Annotated in this window: 12 protein-coding genes; 4 read left to right on the forward strand and 8 right to left on the reverse strand. The window is 61.3% G+C overall.

All coding sequences use genetic code 11. From position 1 onward, the window contains the following. Positions 1–55: 55 nt before the first annotated feature. Positions 56–1,606, forward strand: coding sequence for an amidophosphoribosyltransferase (gene purF / locus ABEA12_RS13030; RefSeq protein ID WP_210099918.1), 1,551 nt, complete (start codon positions 56–58; stop codon positions 1,604–1,606). An 18-nt stretch (positions 1,607–1,624) separates the two neighbouring features. Continuing rightward, positions 1,625–2,767 (forward strand): phosphoribosylformylglycinamidine cyclo-ligase, encoded by a 1,143-nt coding sequence (gene purM, locus ABEA12_RS13035; RefSeq protein WP_210099917.1) that lies wholly within the window; start codon positions 1,625–1,627, stop codon positions 2,765–2,767. 110 nt (positions 2,768–2,877) lie between these two features. Here purM and ABEA12_RS13040 read toward each other — a convergent pair whose 3' ends face one another. The 3 genes from ABEA12_RS13040 to ABEA12_RS13050 all read right to left on the reverse strand — a co-directional run bounded on the left by ABEA12_RS13040 (position 2,878) and on the right by ABEA12_RS13050 (position 4,471). After that, entirely contained in the window at positions 2,878–3,069 is a 192-nt protein-coding gene (locus ABEA12_RS13040; RefSeq protein WP_210099916.1) for a hypothetical protein, read from the reverse strand. A gap of 84 nt (positions 3,070–3,153) precedes the next feature. Further along, positions 3,154–4,071 (reverse strand): Sir2 family NAD-dependent protein deacetylase, encoded by a 918-nt coding sequence (locus ABEA12_RS13045; protein ID WP_210099915.1) that lies wholly within the window; start codon positions 4,069–4,071, stop codon positions 3,154–3,156. 172 nt (positions 4,072–4,243) lie between these two features. Next, positions 4,244–4,471 carry a DUF3073 family protein gene (locus ABEA12_RS13050; RefSeq protein ID WP_210099914.1) on the reverse strand — a complete coding sequence of 76 codons (228 nt, stop codon included), beginning with the start codon at positions 4,469–4,471 and terminating at the stop codon, positions 4,244–4,246. A gap of 247 nt (positions 4,472–4,718) precedes the next feature. Here ABEA12_RS13050 and ABEA12_RS13055 point away from each other — a divergent pair, with 247 nt between their 5' ends. Then, a complete protein-coding gene (locus ABEA12_RS13055; protein ID WP_210099913.1) occupies positions 4,719–5,261 on the forward strand; it encodes a hypothetical protein in 543 nt (180 codons plus the stop codon). A 101-nt stretch (positions 5,262–5,362) separates the two neighbouring features. On the opposite strand, the gene clpB is transcribed toward ABEA12_RS13055, so the two are convergent. Together clpB and ABEA12_RS13065 are read right to left on the reverse strand one after the other, a co-directional pair. Beyond that, on the reverse strand, positions 5,363–7,954 hold the full coding sequence (clpB, locus tag ABEA12_RS13060) for an ATP-dependent chaperone ClpB (protein ID WP_210099912.1): 2,592 nt from the start codon (positions 7,952–7,954) through the stop codon (positions 5,363–5,365). A 1,034-nt stretch (positions 7,955–8,988) separates the two neighbouring features. Further along, positions 8,989–9,315, reverse strand: a complete 327-nt coding sequence (locus ABEA12_RS13065) for a GtrA domain-containing protein (protein WP_210099911.1) — start codon at positions 9,313–9,315, stop codon at positions 8,989–8,991. 421 nt (positions 9,316–9,736) lie between these two features. Between ABEA12_RS13065 and ABEA12_RS13070 the strand changes: the two genes are divergently transcribed. Further along, a complete protein-coding gene (locus ABEA12_RS13070) occupies positions 9,737–10,000 on the forward strand; it encodes a YdeI/OmpD-associated family protein (RefSeq protein WP_345468545.1) in 264 nt (87 codons plus the stop codon). A gap of 762 nt (positions 10,001–10,762) precedes the next feature. On the opposite strand, the gene ABEA12_RS13075 is transcribed toward ABEA12_RS13070, so the two are convergent. From ABEA12_RS13075 to ABEA12_RS13085, 3 genes are all read right to left on the reverse strand, one after another. Next, positions 10,763–11,893 carry an FAD-dependent monooxygenase gene (locus tag ABEA12_RS13075; RefSeq protein ID WP_210099909.1) on the reverse strand — a complete coding sequence of 377 codons (1,131 nt, stop codon included), beginning with the start codon at positions 11,891–11,893 and terminating at the stop codon, positions 10,763–10,765. Between the two features lie 767 nt (positions 11,894–12,660). Continuing rightward, positions 12,661–12,885, reverse strand: a complete 225-nt coding sequence (locus ABEA12_RS13080; protein ID WP_210099908.1) for a hypothetical protein — start codon at positions 12,883–12,885, stop codon at positions 12,661–12,663. A 15-nt stretch (positions 12,886–12,900) separates the two neighbouring features. Further along, the gene (locus ABEA12_RS13085; protein WP_210099907.1) at positions 12,901–13,332 is read right to left on the reverse strand and encodes a hypothetical protein; all 432 of its coding nucleotides are present in this window, start codon (positions 13,330–13,332) and stop codon (positions 12,901–12,903) included. Positions 13,333–13,818: the final 486 nt, after the last annotated feature.

The following is a 13,818-nucleotide window of genomic DNA, read 5'->3' on the forward strand; positions in this document are numbered from 1 at the left end:
GCGGTGTGTGACTTCACGCCAGTTGGAACCTCCCGCTCGTGAGAGAATAATTAATATGGCGCGTGGTGACGGAAACCTAAATCATGATCTTCTACCCAACGAGAAAGGCCCGCAGGATGAGTGCGGGGTCTTTGGAGTGTGGGCTCCCGGCGAGGAAGTAGCGAAACTGACCTATTACGGTCTGTATGCGCTGCAGCACCGCGGGCAGGAATCGGCCGGATTGGCCACCAGCGACGGGCAACGGATCAATGTCTACAAGGACATGGGTCTGGTCTCCCAGGTGTTCGACGAGAACACCCTCAATTCGATGCAGGGGCACCTGGCCATCGGCCATTGCCGCTACTCCACCACCGGGGCAAGCCACTGGGCCAACGCCCAGCCGACCCTTGGTCCCACCTCGGCCGGCACGGTCGCCTTGGCCCACAACGGGAACCTGACCAATTCCGCGGAACTGCTGGACATGGTCAACGCCGTCCAGGAGGAATCCGGGCAGAAGGTTCGCGGCGAGCTAGCCCAGGGCAACACCACAGACACCGCACTTGTCACGGCCCTGCTCAATGGTGCCGAGGGCGAGTCCCTTGAAGAGACCGCCTTGGCGTTGCTGCCCAAGCTGACCGGCGCCTTCTGCTTCGTCTTCATGGACGAGCACACCCTGTATGCGGCACGCGACACCTACGGTGTGCGCCCCCTGGTGCTGGGCCGCCTGGAACGCGGCTGGGTCGTGGCTTCCGAGCAGGCCGCGCTGGCCACCGTGGGCGCCAGTTTCATCCGCGAGATCGAACCGGGCGAGTTCATCGCCATCGACGAGGAGGGCGTGCGCTCCCGGCGTTTCGGCGCCGCCACCCCGAAGGCCTGCGTCTTCGAATACGTCTACCTGGCCCGCCCGGATGCTTCAATCAACGGCCGCTCGGTCTATGAATCCCGCGTGGAGATGGGCCGCCAGCTGGCGCGCGAGAATGCCGCCAATGCGGACATCGTGATCCCCGTGCCAGAATCCGGAACCCCAGCTGCCATTGGCTACGCCGAACAGTCCGGGATCCCCTTCGCCCACGGCTTCGTGAAGAACGCCTATGTGGGACGCACCTTCATCCAACCCTCGCAGACACTGCGCCAGCTCGGCATCAAGCTCAAGCTCAACGCCCTGGAACCGGTGATCAAGGGCAAGCGCGTTGTGGTCGTTGATGACTCGATCGTGCGCGGGAACACCCAGCGCGCCGTGGTGCGCATGCTGCGCGAGGCCGGCGCGGCCGAGATCCACGTGAAGATCTCCTCCCCGCCGGTGAAGTGGCCGTGCTTCTACGGCATCGACTTCGCCACCCGCGCCGAGCTGATTGCCAACGGCGCAGCCGTGGAAGAAATCAGCAAGTCCATCGGTGCCGATTCGCTGGCGTATATCTCCGAGGACGGCATGATCAATGCCACCGAGCAGAAGCGCGAACGCCTGTGCACCGCATGCTTCACCGGGGACTACCCGATCCCGCTGCCGGGTTCCGGGCGGATCGGCAAGAACCTGCTCGAACGCAGCAACCAGGCCGGATGTGAGCCGGGACCGGATGCCGAATTCGAATCCGCCCTCACCGCCGAAGACAAAACACCGCGCAACTAAGTAAAGGACACATCAGAGATGACCAGCGCCACCCCTGAGAATTCCGGAATCACCTATGCTTCGGCCGGTGTCGATGTCGAGGCCGGTGACCGCGCCGTTGAGTTGATGAAGGGTGCGATCAAGGCTACGCACAACGCCAACGTCATTGGCGGGGTGGGCGGGTTCGCAGGCCTCTACGACGCCTCGAAGTTCCTTTCCTACAAGAAACCGTTGCTTGCCACCTCGACCGACGGCGTGGGCACCAAGGTTGCCATCGCCCAGGCCATGGACATCCACGACACCATTGGCCAGGACCTGGTCGGCATGGTCGTCGATGACATCGTCGTCGTGGGCGCCGAGCCCCTGTTCATGACCGATTACATTGCCTGCGGCAAGGTCGTCCCGGAGCGCGTCGCGGACATCGTCCGAGGTATTGCCAAGGGCTGCCAGATCGCCGGCACCGCCCTTGTCGGCGGTGAAACCGCGGAACACCCGGGTCTGTTGGGTGAACACGAATACGATGTCGCCGGCGCGGCAACGGGCATCGTGGAAGCCGATTCCCTGTTGGGCCCAGAGCGGGTCAAGGACGGGGACGTCGTCATCGGCATGGCAGCCTCCGGGATCCATTCGAACGGCTATTCGCTGGTCCGCAACGTCGTGGCGCATGCAGGCTGGGCCCTGGATAGGCACGTTCCCGAATTCGGCCGGACCCTGGGCGAGGAACTTCTCGAACCCACGCGCATCTACACCGCTGATTGCCTGGATCTGATCCGTGCCTTCAACGTTGACGGTGCCATCGACATCCATGGCTTCAGCCACGTCACCGGCGGTGGCCTGGCCGCCAATCTGGCCCGTGTGCTGCCCCAGGGCCTGATGGCCACGGTGGAGCGATCGAGCTGGGAATTGCCGGCCGTTTTCAAGGTCGTCGCCGCACTCGGTTCGGTGCCGCAGCCGGATCTGGAGCGCACCCTGAACCTCGGTGTCGGCATGGTGGCCATCGTTGACGCCTCCGTGGCTGACGCGGCATTGGCCCGGCTCAACGCCCGTGGCATGACCTCGTGGGTCATGGGCAAGATCGGGATCGTGAGCGAGGACGCCAAGGGTGCCGGTCTGGATTACGTCCAGGGCGCCAAGGGCGTCGATGGCGGCGCGGTGCTGATGCGCGGCGTTTTCGCCGGCTAGCGATTCAATGCCTCAACGTGAGGGGATGGTACCTGCGGGTACCACCCCCTCACGTCTTAACCACACCGTCAAGAGCAGACATGAATCGTTATCAGGGTGCAGCCGTGCTTCTAGGTGCGGCGGACGGATTTTCGTGCCTTGCGGTATGCGTTGGCAGCGACACCGGCCGCTGCGAGGAACAGCACCAGCCCCAAGGCCCAAAAAACCGCGGCAAGGCTCACCAAAGAATCCAGGGTACCCAAGAGAATGCTGGTGCTGCCCAGCAGGAGCAGGACCACTGCCGGGGTATTGCGTTGGTTCATGCCGGAAGCCTCCGTTGTTTCGGGTCGGTCCACCGCTTGGATCCGAGGTCTCGGCATACCAGCCTACGCGGGACCAAGCATGCGCTAAAGGTGCGTTGCGGGTCCTTGGTGCGCATCAAGGATGCCCAGCGCCTCGGCAATGTTGCTGCGCCACCTGTAGTTGGCCTTGGCGTCGCCTCGGGTCGGGCCACCGTTAATCAGCCCGACAGGTTTGCCGGCACTGCGCGCATCTAGCAACAGCTTATAACCGCTCATGACGGCCAACGACGAACCGATCACCAACAGCGAGGCCGAGCGTGTTTCAAGTTTCTTGAGACGCGCCTTGCGTTCGGCCGGGACATTCTCGCCGAAGTAGACAACGTTGGGTTTCAATGCCGGTGATCCACACACCAGGCATCCGACCATGATGAACTGCTCCACGTGGACATCATCCAGCGACACATCGCCATCGGGGTTTACCAGGGCGGGATCGAGTTCAATGCGCTCGAGGTACCCGGGATTCGCCTCGTGCAAACGGGTATCAAGATGCCCCCGGCCTTCCAGGGCGCCACAGTCCAGGCAGCTGATCTGTTCCAGGTCCCCGTGCAGCGCAATGACGTTCATGGAGCCCGCGGCAACGTGCAGTCCGTCGACGTTTTGGGTCACGATGCCGCTGAGCTGGCCCATCGCCTCCCACTGGGCCAGACGCCGGTGGATGGCGTTGGGCGAGGCCTGCGCCATGTGCCGCCAACCAACGAAGCTACGGGCCCAATACCTGTGGCGCGCGGCGGGTTCATGCAAAAATTCCTGGTAGGTCATGGGCCGGTGACGCAGAAGCGATCCGTTGGGCCCGCGGTAGTCGGGGATCCCGGAGTCCGTGGAAACCCCCGCACCGGTCAGCACCAGGACCGATCCGGCGTCGAGCATCGCGCGGATACCGCTGCGGGCCTCCTCCGCGTCCTGCAAAGGAGCGTTCTCCCCCACTACCCGTTCAATGGAACGAATGGCGGCTCGGTGGGCCATGTCTCTGCCAAGCCTGTCTTCGTGAAGCATGCTCAGGAAACCTGCCAGCCGGGTACGACAAATGCCGCGGTCACCAAGGCAGAAAATGCATGGTGCCCACGGCTGTCGTTTTCACGTACTGGAAAAACCACAACCACCGGTTTCCCGGCGTTCACTTCAGGGAGTCGGCGCATCAGCTGATGCGCCGTTGGTCGTCCTCGTCATCGTCATCTGCGTATTTGTCCTCGTAATCCGAATAATCGGATTCGTAAGGTACGTCGACTGGGCTTGGACTCGAGGAGCTGTGCCCACGATTCCGTCCAAGCTCGCGTTCTAAGGCGGACAAATCAGTGGCCGGGGAGAAATACTTGATGTCCCTGGCCTGTCGTGTCGCTTTTGCCTTCTGACGGCCGCGCCCCATGGCGTGACCCCCTTTTTCAGTAGATCTGGAGGTGGTCCACCTGAATCAGACGGAGGCCCCAGAATATGTGACTAATTCTTTCGTATTTCAAGGTTAACATGATTCCGCGGCGAGTGCCTGCCCGGAACCTTCGTTCCGCCGGTAGAGTATTATTTAATCCACCAAGTCGACTGCCAGCCACCCGGGAGCTTGCTTGCCTGACCAGCCATCACCAGAGCCAAGAGCCGCGCTTCCCGCTCGCAGTGCCTTGTCAAAGAAGCGTTCGTGGTGGCGCGCGCCTGCGCTCTGGGCCCTGCTGGGCGCGTTGGGGATCCTCTTGATCGTGATCTACGGCGCCAATAAGTTCTTCGCCCATGACCAGACGGCGGCGCCGGTCGACGAGGTTACCCGAAATGCATCTCCTGGCCTCGACGGCATCATTGCCACCGATGTTCCGCCCAATCAATTGCGGATCGGTGATTGCCTGCAGGGATTCGTCAGTCCCTTGGAGGACACAACGGTAGTGACCTGCCTGACGGCCCACAACGCCCAGCTGGTCGAGACGTTCAAGCTCAATGGCGATGTGTTCCCCGGTCCCGCGGGGATCCTGGCCGAGTCACAGGACCTGTGCAAGTCCGTTCCGTTGGATCCGGCCAGCCCCCTGGACACCAGTTGGTCCTATCATTTCTCCCGACCCTCCGAAGCCACGTGGAAAGAGGGCGACCGACTGGTCGCTTGCTTCGTGGCGCTCGATGAGGGAAGCGTGCGGGAGTCAGTCCTACCTTCCAAGGGGCCCGAGCTGGGCAGCTGAGTCCAAGACCCCGCCAGCAGGCCATGCCCACTGGAGCACGCAGTACTGCCGGGATGGGTGGGTCATGGAGACTTTTCATCCCGGCAGTACTTGGCCTGCGGCTAGCCCTGGCGTGAACCAAGGGTCAGTCCGTCACCGGCCTCGTTGACGCCGACCATCACCGTGTCGCCTTCCTGAATGGCTCCGGCGAGCAGCTCACGAGCCAGCCGGTCACCGATTTCACGTTGCACCAAGCGGCGCAACGGCCGGGCACCGAAGGCCGGGTCGAACCCCGTGAACGCCAGCCAGTCCCGGGCCCCGTCATCGACTTCGAGTGTCAGCCGCCTGGAGGCCAAACGCTGGGCCAGCAGGTCGACCTGCAGGGCGACAATGGATCCAAGCTGCTCCAGCGACAGCGCATCGAACATGATCACATCATCAAGCCGGTTCAGGAACTCGGGCTTGAACGACGCGTTGACCACGTTCATCACGGCCGCGTGTTTGGCTTCCTGCTCCATCGTCTGGTCAACCAGGAACTGGGAACCAAGGTTCGAAGTCATGATCAGGATGACGTTGCGGAAGTCGACGGTGCGACCTTGGCCATCGGTCAGGCGTCCATCGTCCAGGACCTGCAAAAGGATGTCAAAGACCTCGGGGTGGGCCTTTTCCACTTCATCGAGCAGCACCACGGAGTAGGGCCGGCGACGCACCGCCTCGGTGAGCTGCCCGCCTTCCTCGTAGCCGACGTAACCCGGAGGAGCACCGACCAACCGGGACACCGAGTGCTTCTCCGAGTATTCACTCATATCGATTCGAACCATGGCGCGTTCGTCGTCGAAGAGGAAATCCGCCAATGCCTTGGCCAGCTCGGTCTTGCCCACGCCCGTTGGGCCCAGGAACATGAAAGAGCCCGTTGGCCGGTCGGGGTCCGAGATCCCTGCCCGGGCCCTGCGCACGGCATCTGACACCGTGGCAACGGCCTTTTTCTGGCCGATCAACCGGTGGCCTAAGAAGCTTTCCATCTCTAGGAGCTTCTGGCTTTCGCCCTGCAGCATCCGGCCTGCAGGAATCCCGGTCCAGGCGGAAATAACCTCGGCGATACCGTCGGCAGTGACTTCCTCGGCAACCATCAGGTCCTCGGTTCCGGCAGAGGCCTCGGCCTGGGCCGCGTCCTCCATGTCCTTTTCCAAGGCAGGGATTTCACCGTAGAGCAGGCGCGAGGCACTCTCCAGGTCACCTTCGCGTTGCAGCTTCTCGGCGCGGGAACGCAGCTCATCCAGACTGACCTTGAGATCGCCGACGCGGTTCAGGCCTGCTTTCTCCGCTTCCCAGCGGGCGTTCAGGCCATCCAGCTCCTCTTTCTTGTCCGCCATGTCAGCACGCAACACCTCGAGGCGCTCGCGAGACCCTGGGTCGGTTTCCCCGGCCAGAGCGAGTTCTTCCATGGTCAGCCGGTCCACCGAGCGGCGCAGCTGGTCGATTTCCTCGGGTGCGGAGTCGATCTCCATGCGCAGCCGGCTGGCAGCTTCGTCGACCAGGTCAATGGCCTTGTCCGGAAGCTGGCGCCCTGAGATGTAGCGGTTCGACAGGGTCGCTGCCGCCACCAGGGCAGAGTCGGAAATCGTCACCTTGTGGTGTGCCTCATAGCGTTCCTTCAGCCCGCGCAGGATTGCAATAGTGTCATCCACGCTGGGTTCCCCGACGTAGACCTGGGCGAAGCGGCGCTCTAGGGCCGGATCCTTCTCAATATTCTCGCGGTATTCATCCAGCGTGGTGGCACCGATCAGGCGCAACTCACCACGGGCCAGCATGGGCTTGAGCATGTTCCCGGCATCCATGGCGCCTTCGGAGGCGCCGGCGCCCACAACCGTGTGGATCTCATCGATGAACGTGACGATTTGTCCATCCGAAGCCTTGATCTCCTCCAGGACGGCCTTGAGCCGCTCCTCGAACTCACCACGGTACTTGGCCCCGGCAATCATTGCTCCGAGGTCCAAGGCGATCAAGGACTTGCCACGCAGTGATTCAGGGACGTCCCCAGCCACCATCCGTTGCGCCAGGCCCTCGACAACCGCTGTCTTACCCACCCCGGGATCACCAATGAGCACCGGGTTGTTCTTGGTACGGCGTGAAAGGACCTGCACCAAGCGGCGGATCTCGGCATCTCTGCCGATCACGGGATCGAGCTTGCCCGAACGGGCGATGGCCGTCATATCGGTGCCGAACTTCTCCAGGGCCTCAAACGTGTTCTCGGGATCCGGGTTGTTGACCTTGCGATCCCCACGGATTCCGGGAAGCGCGCTGTCCAGCGCCTTCCTCGTCGCACCGGAGTCGCGGAGCGCCTTGCCGGCGGCACCGGTGTCTTCACTGAGCCCGAGCAACAGGTGCTCGGTGGAAACGTAGCTATCGCCCATCGAGCCGGCTGCCTGCTGTGCGGAACTAATAACTTGCAGGATGCCGCGGGAATACTGGGCCTGGGCCACGCTGTCCCCCGAGGAGGCCGGCAGGGCCTTGATAGCGGCACTGGCTTGGGCCGACACTTGCTCGGGATCAATTCCGGCTGCCTTCAACAGAGCAACCGCGACGGATTCACGCTGATCGACCAGCGCCTTGAGCAAGTGCGCGGGTTCCACTTGCGGGTTGCCTGCGGTTGAAGCGTTCATTCCCGAAGCGGAAAGCGCCTCTTGGCTTTTGGTAGTGAACTTAGTATCCACGCTCGTCCTTTCAAAGTAGGGAGACTACTCAAACTTGAGTCTACCTAACTCAACTTTGAAATGCATAGGCCTATTCCCGTCGCGCAGGGGGTTTCTGTTTTCAGTTTTTAATCCTCTCGTTCGGTATCCGCGCGTACAGCCGGTAGCTTGCTCTTAGTGCCACCTCGGCACATCCCAAAAAACACCGTTCCAGCCCCTGCCCACGTACCGGTTGCCCCGGCTTTCGTAATACGGTGAGAACAAGAGATGAACGGAGCTAACGCGATGACACCGGGCGCGCCCGCCGGGCACCGCGAGAAACAGCATTGAAGCAGGCCGAGGGATTCACCTGGGACATCGCTGCATCGACCAGCAAAACTCCTCGTCACCGCAGTGGAACCACGTTTCAAGGGTCGACGCCGACTTCACTGCCCGGATCCTCATGCGTGGTGCAGGTATCCTGACCATCGGATCCCTGTTTCTGGGGCAACTCCTGCCGTCGGAACCACCAACGACAACGACGTGGCAAGAAGCCATTTTGATCTCCGTGTTGGCAGCCTTTGGGGCGCTCCTTGTCATTCTTGGGCCGCGGTGGCTCAGGACGACAGCCAAAGTTGGCGAGAATGACATTCTGCTATCCTCCGCAGGCATACGAGCACGGTTGCCCCTGGAAGCGGTTGGGACTGTCACGGACTCCCATTTTCCCAGTGGGGGCTACGGATACCGCTACCTAGGCAAAGGCCACCGCGGGTTCATCAGTGGAGGGGCGCAAGTCGACATCGGCATGAGGGACGGCCGCGAGTACACCGCTAGCGTCCAATCCACAGACGAATTTCGCTCGGCCGTATTCGGTGCCAAGGCTCGAATCCAACAGTCGCCTGGCTGGTACCAACACCTTTGAAGCCTTAGCAGCCAACCACGCAGCTGTGCAGTGCCTGAAAGGACCCTTGCCTGAGAAACTTGCCGCTGGTTCGTGGAAGACACGTATCCATGGCGTGCCCGGAGCTGGAGGAACGCCGTAGTCGCAAAATGGGTCCGCCATTGACGTAAACGGGCTACCGAGGCTCCAATGCATCGCGGTTGCTTCTCTTTTGGTAGCGCTGTGACCACTTGCTCAGCACGAAAGTGACGAGAAGTCCGACGCCGAGGGCCACAATCCAGCGAAGCAGCATCGGAACGTCAGGGTTCGTACCCAGACCGATATTGACACCAAGAACAACCAGCGCAGCCAGAAAGACGATCAGGTACTGTTTCATTTCCATCAGGGTGTCAGCCCGGGGACGCACATGACAAGTACGGCCTCCGGGGACGATGAAGCAGATCGTCGTGGAGGTCTGCCACGCGAAAGGCGATTGATGAAGATTCGAATTGATCCCGTTCATCGACGTGGTTACCGTATGAAACCCTCAGGCCCGTCTCGGAGAGTCTTTGCTCAACGAGCGCACCATGGTTGTTTTCGTTGACCACGGCCCGGCTTTGCGCAGGAGCGATGATGCGCAGCAAATGCCCTGAGGCCAGCCTTGGCGGGATAGTGAACTCCATGTCCCGACGATAGCGAGGATGCGCTCTCACTGGTTCTCGCCGAGCTGTGCCAGCAACAGAAATCAGTGGAATCGCAGTCCATGTTCGCTCGGAGCCCGGTGACCAGGGCTTGTAGCTTGTGAAGGCCCTGGAACGTACCGGTCCCACTGGGCAGCGTGCTCTGGTGATGATCCCGATGGTGATGCAGTGGATCAACGGGTGAGCTGAAGTTGGATGGCCAAAGCCCCGACGGTTGCGGCACTTGGGCGTTATCGTAGTCGTATGAGTAGTGAACAAGTGCCCGGTGGAGTAGTCCACAAGTTGCCAGAGGACCTGCGCACGGCTCTCCTTGCCAACGACTTGGTGCTTGCTGCCTGGAACGACATTTCTCCGTTGGCTCGCAACGAATTCATTTGTTGGGTCCAGGACGCCAAACAGGACACGACCCGAGAGCGCCGGATTCGCCGGACCCAGGAGGAGCTCGAGGAGGGCAAGCGCCGGCCCTGCTGCTGGCCGGGCTGCAAGCACCGCGAGCGCAACGGGTAACAGGTCAATGACATGTGAAGGTCCATGAGCCTTCCCGAATGCACTTTCGGAGCCGGATCCTTGGCGGCAGGGCCGACGTCGCCCGCGCAGCCATCAGCCTCGCGTGGTTGCCTCCAAAAAACCATGTCGGTGCGGATTTGGACACAGGCCTAAGGTCCCCCACCTTGGAAAGCTGTTCGCCCGAAAGGGTCCCCATCGAAGCGCTCCTCCTTGTTGGCGTGACCGCCATCCAAACGGTCCGCCAACGATCTGCTCCAAGACCGGGAGCCTCTCATCGGAAGCATCGAACGGCATATAGTCCACCGAGTGAATGACTCCGTTGGCTTGCCAGAGGTTCAGATGCCCAAGCAATGTGTCGCCATCGACGACATCCAAGGTCGCGAACGGCCCGCCCGAACGTGACGGAACCCGGGCAAGGTTCAGGTCTTCGGGCACATCGACAAGAAAGCACTCACACTCATCAAACTGCCACCCGTCCCAGCGGGCATGAGCCGCCTGCTGGCGTGCTTCGCTGGTTCCCCGCCAGTTCCCCGAGCACAAGAGGTCCGGCAAAGCTCGCTCGTGGGCATTGAGCTCGCCACCAAGCATTCGTCGAGTGTCGCGTTCCATTGGAGCGGTATCTCAGCCACGTCGCGCATCATGTCTTATGAAACCGTTTTTTTGAGGCGGTGTCGGGTATTGCCCTGGAAAACCGCCTGCATTGAATGCCGGTCTTCCATGAACGATGTTCAAAATGGGCAAGCACGCCAAGTGAATCCCGCGTCAGTTGTTGGTACCCTCAAGCAGGTTCTGGCCAAAGCCCTGCCCGGATCTGACCATCCTTTGCGCTGTCCTTAGCCGCTGTTTCTCATAGGCCCTGAGAACTTTCCTGCCCTGCTCGCCGATGACGCCGTGGCTGGTGAGCTCACCCAACGTCTCTGCGTCCCCCAGCCCGGTATCGAAGCCGGCGCCGGTCATGGGCGAGGGCACATGTGCAGCATCTCCGATGATCGCTATCCTGCCGCGGGCCAGGCGCCGAGGGACGTACTCGGCGATCGGTGTGGCGATGACGTTATGCCGTTCAACGCTGTGGCGGACGATGTCATCCCACGGTGCCGGCCAGTGCGCCGCACGGCGTCGGATGTCATCATATTTCGACCCTGCAATATTCTCGTTGACCAGTGAATACCGGGAGACTTTGCCGACCACGGCACCGGCTTCGCGCAAATAATCATCACTGGTGGGGTCGTACCACTGCCAGAAGTACCGTCGAGGCTCGTCGTTGGTCTGTGTTTCTCCCACGATCATTGCCCCATCCCCGTTGGGCAGGGTGATCATGTTCATGTAGTTGTAGCCTTCCTGCCACCCGGGCGCCGCATCGTAGGGCGCCTTGCCGGTCCAGATCGCATACCCCGCATACGTGGCATCGGGGTGTTCCGGGTCCACGCTTCGACGCACTAGGCTGCGGTGTCCGTCCGCACCTAAGAGGATGTCCGCCGCATGGACCGTGCCAGTGGTGTCCGTGGCCCACGCCGAGTCGGCATCCTGCCCGATTTGGGCGACCTCTATCTCGTAGTGAATCGATATGCCCGGTTCATCGGCAGCAGCAGCGGAAAGGCGACGGAGGACCGTAGCCCAGCCTTCGGGGCCCGGGACACCGGCCGAGGCGATCGAGGCGATGGTGGGAACCCTGGGTCCCGAACCGTCCCGCCTCTGGACGCTCTCACCCATTCCTCCCCAAAGCCGAAGCCCGGTACCGCCGTTTCGTTTTTCCATGGCCCGTTCAATAACGGTCACGGCCAGTCCCGACCGGGCCAGTGATATGGACAACGCCAAACCTGCCAGCAACGCACCCACCACGACGGCAGTGCCCCTTTGCGGAACCGCCCCAACGGTCGTTTCTGCTTGGGTCACGTTCTTCCCTTTCCTGCAGGGATGTTGTCGAATAACCTGGTGGCTTCCACACAGTCGCGATTCGTCCACCCCGTCGGCGCCTCGGCCATTGGAACAACAGCCACCAGGTCTGGCCACCATATACCTGGCAATGAGCGACGTTCGAGTTGGTTCGCGGATGGCGCACTTCATCCGGTTGCGCCGATCAAAGTGCTACCAGTTATGGGTCTATTTGGCGTTCCTCTTCCGGGGCATAGTTCGATCGGATCGACTGTGCCACCACACCGTGACTGCTTGCGCCGGGGCCCTGGTCCTCGGCTTCTTTCTGCTGGGACCGCTTTCTACCGTCGGGTGAATCCTCCAGCAGCGAATGGAGTGATCTCGTTGCCCTTGATGGATCTTTTGTGTGCAATCCTGCTGCTCCTTGATCCTCGATGGCGGAGGACAACAGCCAAGGTCAGTGCGGAAGGAGAACATCTTTTCTCCGCCGGGATCCGGCCCCGTCCTGCCCTGCACGAGGTGGAGACCGTCTCGGACTACTATCTCTCCAATGGTGTCTGCGGATACCACTACTTGGGCAAGAGGCAGTGTGGGGTCATCAGTGGATGCGCACAAGTCGACATCAGGTTGAATGGCGGCCATGCCTATAGCGTGCCAAACAATCGGGACATCACCGGTTCATCCCCCGCGGGAAACACCGTCCGCCAACGAGAACCCTTGCTCTTCTGCGCGGCACGGCCTTAGATTTCCGGGCGGTTCCCGAAGGCCTTCGGGAACCGGGGAATTCTTTATCCAACTACGTGATCGAGCGTCGAAACGGAAACAATGATGACCTGCACGTTCTTGCTGCCGTCGTAGCTGAGTTCGTAGCCCACATCGAATCCCAATTTACTGCCAACATTGAGTGAGTAGTCGAACTGTCGTCCCGGGTTGTTGCGTGTCGTTTCGATCCAGCGCTCCACGGGTTCCGACGAGAGACCGTAGTCCTGCACAGCAGCACGAAGTAGCTGCACATACTCGTCCAAGCTTTAGGTGGTGAGGAAGTAGGTGACCATTTCCAACGTCGGGATGGAATCCGAGGTGAGGAATCGAACATGGTCGGTTTCCGCTTCAAGGGTGCCCGCGGTGCCCTTGACGGTCAGGCGGAACTTCTCTCCCCTGCGTTTGTCCGCCATGACATCTGATGCATAATCTGAATCCTGCAGCCCGACATCGGATTTGGCAATGAAACCCTTGCGAAAGTCGAGCCTCAAGGATTTTGAATTCAACGCCCTGGCGATCCCCTGCTTATCAAGCGTGGAAAACTCCGCACTGTCAACGAATTGCCCATCAGTGGATCCGGTTGGATCACTTGCCCCGCGCACAGAGAAACCGCATCCGGCCAAGACCGCCGCCAGCGAGATGGCGCCGGCGGACAACACCGTCCGGCGACCGAATTGCCTGGCTCTGGATTCGGGCAACTCGAGTCTTTTCAAGTGGGGATCGAACTCTTCTAGGTACCACCACCGCCTACTTGAGGCGCGGGCTCTGACGGAGGAGCGCCCTGGGTCTTCCCAAATGTCGCCCCACCTCGAAACCCGAACCATCGCTCAAAGGACCAGGATGTGGCGGTTTGCGCCTCTCCGAGCGGCCGTGAAGTTGCCCGTCCGGCGACCTGCGGTTCTTGCGGAGGGACACCGCGCCCAAGGCCCGTTCAGGCAGGCTTCGGAGCAATGCCATGCGCCAGCAGCTGGCAGCACGGACTACACGGCGCCCCAGGCATCGCCATCGTCGCTATGCTCCGGTCTTGCCACAAGCTGGTGTCTGCGGGCAACAAGAAGCCCCCCCCGTTACCTTTTAACTAGCCCCTTAAACGGACTCATTGAGGAAGAATTGGGGTTGCTGGCCTGTCGGTCTCGGCATGATTCACTCCCCCTGTTCTTTCATGATCCGGGGGGTGCTGTCAC

The organism is Paeniglutamicibacter antarcticus (genome assembly GCF_039544305.1).
Lineage (GTDB): Bacteria > Actinomycetota > Actinomycetes > Actinomycetales > Micrococcaceae > Paeniglutamicibacter > Paeniglutamicibacter antarcticus_C.